The sequence below is a fragment of the Streptomyces chiangmaiensis genome, from assembly GCF_036281785.1.
Classification (GTDB): domain Bacteria; phylum Actinomycetota; class Actinomycetes; order Streptomycetales; family Streptomycetaceae; genus Streptomyces; species Streptomyces chiangmaiensis.
The window spans coordinates 1-3,897 of sequence record NZ_JAYWVC010000399.1 but is presented as its reverse complement, the minus strand read 5'-3'; the positions used below and the strand labels follow the sequence as shown (position 1 = coordinate 3,897).

Below are 3,897 nucleotides of genomic sequence, written 5' to 3'. Positions count from 1 at the left end.
TGCCACACTAGGCAGCAGACTGCGCCAGCCACTCCGGCAGCGCCTCGAAGTTGTCCTGACCGAGCGCCAGCAGCATCGCGTCCGCCGGTGTCGGCTCGAACGGCTGCCTGAGCAAGGGCATTCCCGCCTCGTCCGGCGTACGGTTCGCCTTGCGGTGGTTGTCCTCCGCGCACGAGGCCACGGTGTTGAGCCAGCTGTCCGCACCACCCTGCGACCGCGGCACCACATGGTCCACGGTCGACGCCCTCCGGCCGCAGTACGCGCACCTGTGCCGGTCCCGCACCAGGACACCCCGCCTCGACCACGGAGCTTGTCTTCGGAACGGCACCCGTACGTATCGGCAGAGCCTGATGACCCGGGGCGCGGGTATGTTCACGTCGGCTCCGCGCATGCGGAGTTCGGGGTGGGCCTGCTCGACGACGGCCTTGTCCTGCAGCACCAGAACGACGGCTCGGTTCAGCGTCACCGTCGACAGCGGTTCGAAGCTCGCGTTCAGAACCAGCGTGTCACGCATCCAGCCCACCTCCCGTGTGCATCCGCCCACCCCCTGGCGGGCTTGGATCAACTCTGGACGGGCGCGCCGAGATGGACAACGCAATAAAAAATGCCCGCCTCCGATCACTTCCAAGACCAGAGGCGGGCAAACGTTCAATGAACGTCAGACTGCGATCCGCACGTCAGCCGGCAGCCGGATTCTCGTACTCACCGATGAGCTGGGCACGCGCCAGTGTGTGGAAGCGCAGATTGAAGCCGACCACGGCGGGAGAAGCGTCCGAATCCGGACCGAGCTTCTCCTGGTCGACGGCGTACACCGTGAACACGTACCGGTGCGGCCCGTCCCCGGGCGGCGGCGCGGCACCGCCGAAGTCCTTCGTCCCGTAGTCGTTGCGCGCGTGGACGGCCCCCTGGGGCAGTCCCTCGAACTTCCCGCCGCCGGCACCCGCGGGCAGCTCCGTCACCGCGGCCGGGATGTCGAACAGCACCCAGTGCCAGAACCCGCTCCCCGTCGGGGCATCCGGGTCGTAGCAGGTCACGGCGAAGCTCTTCGTCTCCGGCGGGAAGCCTTCCCAGCGCAGCTGCGGCGAGGTGTTCCCGGCCGCATGGACCTGAGCGTCCTTGAGCGTGGCACCCGGCGCGACGTCCTCGCTCGTCACCGAGAACGACGGCACGGGCGGGTGGAAGTCATGCGGCAGCGGCCGCCTCTTGGGCTCGGTCACCTCGGCACCTCCAAGTCAGTGGATCAACCGATTCCAGTGCAGAGCCTAGAACCAGCTGCGCTTGCTGCCGACCTCCGACAGCCACTGGTGGAGGTAGGCGGTCCAGTCCGTGCCGTGGAAATCGTGCAGACCGACCTGGAAGGAGCGGTAGGAGTCGCTGCCCTCACTGAACATGCCCGGCTTCTTGTCCATCTCCAGGATGACGTCCATCGTGTGCTCGTCCGCGACGAAGCTCAGCTCGACCTGGTTGAGACCCCGGTACTGCGACGGCGGGAAGAACTCGATCTCCTGGTAGAACGGCAGCCGCTGACGCGTACCGCGGATGTGGCCGCGCTCCATGTCGGCGTTCTTGAAGCGGAACCCCAGTTGGATGAACGCGTCCAGGATCGCCTTCTGCGCCGGCAGCGGGTGCACGTTGATCGGGTCCAGGTCACCGGAGTCCAGAGCCCGCGCGATCTCCAGCTCGGTCGTCACGCCGATGTGCATCGCGCGCAGTGCCTGACCGTCGATCATGGTGATCGGCGTCTCCCACGGGATCTCGAGCCCGAACGGAACGGCGTGCACGGCCCCCGCCTGGAGCTCGAAAGCTCCACCGAGCCGCACCTTCGTGAACTCGATGTTCTGCTTGTACTCCGTGTCGTCGTGCCCCTCGACCTCCACCCGGGCCTGCAGACCGACGTTCAGGCCCTCGATCGTCTGGTTCACGGACCCGCCCTGGATCCGTACCTCGCCCTGGACGACGCCGCCCGGTACGACGTTGACCTCCGTCAGCACCGTCTCGACCGAAGCCCCGCCGGCTCCCATGCTCGCGAGCAGCCGCTTGAACCCCATGAATCTTCCCTCCCAGGCAACGCCTGTTCCGTCGCCCCGTCCCAGGCGCGCGTTCCCGCGCGTCCTCCCGTTCGGGGATCCTTGATCTCTAGATACGCGATCCGGCCGGGGGCCGGTTCCGTGTCCTCAGCCTTCCAAGGGGGAGGACTCTTGACCAGCCTGTGACACGCACCCGTCTGGACCACGCTCGTACGCCGTGATCGCGACCCCCGACCGTACGCCCCTCCCCAGGGGATTCTTCGACCGGCCTGTGCTGGAGGTCGCCCCCGACCTCCTGGGGCGCCTCATCGTCCGCAGCACCCCGGACGGTCCGATCGAACTGCGCCTGACGGAGGTCGAGGCCTACGACGGTCCGAACGATCCCGGCTCCGACGCGTATCGGGGCCGCACGGCCCGCAACGAGGTGATGTTCGGTCCGCCCGGACACGTGTACTACGGCATGTCGAATCGGTAAGCATGAACGTCGTGAATCTCGCTCACCCTGCTGAAGAAGTCGCCCCCAAGCTGCTCGGTGCCATGCTCACCCACGAGACACCCGAGGGAACCGTGAGTATCACCATCACGGAGACCGAGGCGTACTCGGGTACGGCCGACCCCGCCTCTCACGCCTACCGAGGCAGGACACCCCGAAACGCCGTCATGTTCGGACCCGCAGGACACCTGTACGTCTACCGGTCTCACGGTCTCCACTGGTGCGCCAACATCGTCACGGGAACAGACGGCATCGCCTCGGCCGTCCTCATCCGCGCGGGCAGGGTGATCGAAGGGGAAGACCTGGCACGCAAGCGGCGAGGGGCGAAGGTCGAGAGCGCACGCCTTGCGCGGGGTCCGGGGAACTTCTGCCAGGCGCTCGGCATCACGGCAGAGCACAACGGCACAGACCTACTGACAGGCGCCTCGCTCACGCTGTCCGAGAGTGAGCCAGTACCTGCCGCACTCATCCGGGTTGGTCCTCGGGTAGGCGTGAGCAGAGCCCACGACTGGCAGCACCGCTTCTACCTCGCCGGTGATCCAACAGTCTCGGCGTACCGACTGAGCCCAAGAGCCAAGCCGTCCGCCGGAGCCTGAGCCGCTGTGCGCCTTGCCGGTGAGTCGGCGCGGAAGTTGGGTCCGAAGATGTGTGAGCGCTCGCGAGCGTGGCGCGTGACGCGTTCCTGGCCGGTCGGGTCATGCCGAAGAAGATCACCCCAGCCGAACAGGTCGAGCGTCACGACTGCCCGAAGTGCCAGGCCCGTACGAACCAGCTCGACCGCCAGGCGAGCGGTGTACTGCTACGGGCCGGTGAGATCACCGAGGGAGCCGAACTCGCCCGCACCCGTCGACTCTCGGCCCGGAACGACAAGGAACTGGCCAAAGGCCCAGCACGTCTGGCCACGGCTCTGGGCGTCGGCCGGGCCCTCGACGGCACGGACGCGTGCGCCCGGGGGAGAGACGCCGTTGCGTGCCCTCACCGGCACCCCGGTGCCCTCCGACCAGGTACGCAGTGGTCCGCGTACGGGTGTCGCCGGTGACGGAGGCGTCCACCCGTGGCGCTTCTGGATCGCCAACGACCCGACGCTGAGCCCCTATCGGGCCCACACGCCTCGGCGTCGCCGAAGTTGACGCGTCCGTGGAGGATGCGTAATGTAGCCCGAGCCGCTTGAACCGGGTACGGCGTCAAGCCTGCAGCCGGAAGCGGCCACCCCACTACTCATGTGATTCCCATTACTGGGCGACTTCGGCATGCCCGCATGCCCGAATTCGAACTCGCGAACTCGATTATGAGTTGCGGCAGGAATCAGCTAACGTAGTGAATGTCGAAAGGCGCAGGGCGAAAAGCCCGAGCCCAAGACGAACCCCGCCGGCCGGG

The 3,897-nt window shown here is 67.2% G+C and carries 4 protein-coding genes and 2 pseudogenes; 3 read left to right on the top strand and 3 right to left on the bottom strand.

All coding sequences use genetic code 11. The features are described from left to right. Nucleotides 1–7: 7 nt before the first annotated feature. The 3 genes from VXC91_RS43240 to VXC91_RS43230 form a co-directional block, all read right to left on the bottom strand. Nucleotides 8–514, bottom strand: a complete 507-nt coding sequence (locus VXC91_RS43240) for an HNH endonuclease (protein ID WP_329512833.1) — start codon at nt 512–514, stop codon at nt 8–10. Between the two features lie 163 nt (nt 515–677). Next, a complete protein-coding gene (locus VXC91_RS43235; protein ID WP_329512832.1) occupies nt 678–1,217 on the bottom strand; it encodes a YbhB/YbcL family Raf kinase inhibitor-like protein in 540 nt (179 codons plus the stop codon). 45 nt (nt 1,218–1,262) lie between these two features. Next, nucleotides 1,263–2,048, bottom strand: a complete 786-nt coding sequence (locus VXC91_RS43230) for a sporulation protein (protein ID WP_329512831.1) — start codon at nt 2,046–2,048, stop codon at nt 1,263–1,265. Between the two features lie 196 nt (nt 2,049–2,244). On the opposite strand from VXC91_RS43230, the pseudogene VXC91_RS43225 reads away from it, so the two are divergent. The 3 genes and pseudogenes from VXC91_RS43225 to VXC91_RS43215 all read left to right on the top strand — a co-directional run. Then, nucleotides 2,245–2,490: pseudogene (locus VXC91_RS43225) on the top strand (DNA-3-methyladenine glycosylase); the annotation flags it as partial. Nucleotides 2,491–2,504: 14 nt separating this feature from the next. Next, nucleotides 2,505–3,116: a DNA-3-methyladenine glycosylase gene (locus tag VXC91_RS43220; protein ID WP_329512830.1), complete on the top strand. Its 612-nt coding sequence runs from the start codon at nt 2,505–2,507 to the stop codon at nt 3,114–3,116. A gap of 185 nt (nt 3,117–3,301) precedes the next feature. Continuing rightward, nucleotides 3,302–3,650: pseudogene (locus tag VXC91_RS43215) on the top strand (DNA-3-methyladenine glycosylase); the annotation flags it as partial. Between the last annotated feature and the right edge of the window lie 247 nt (nt 3,651–3,897).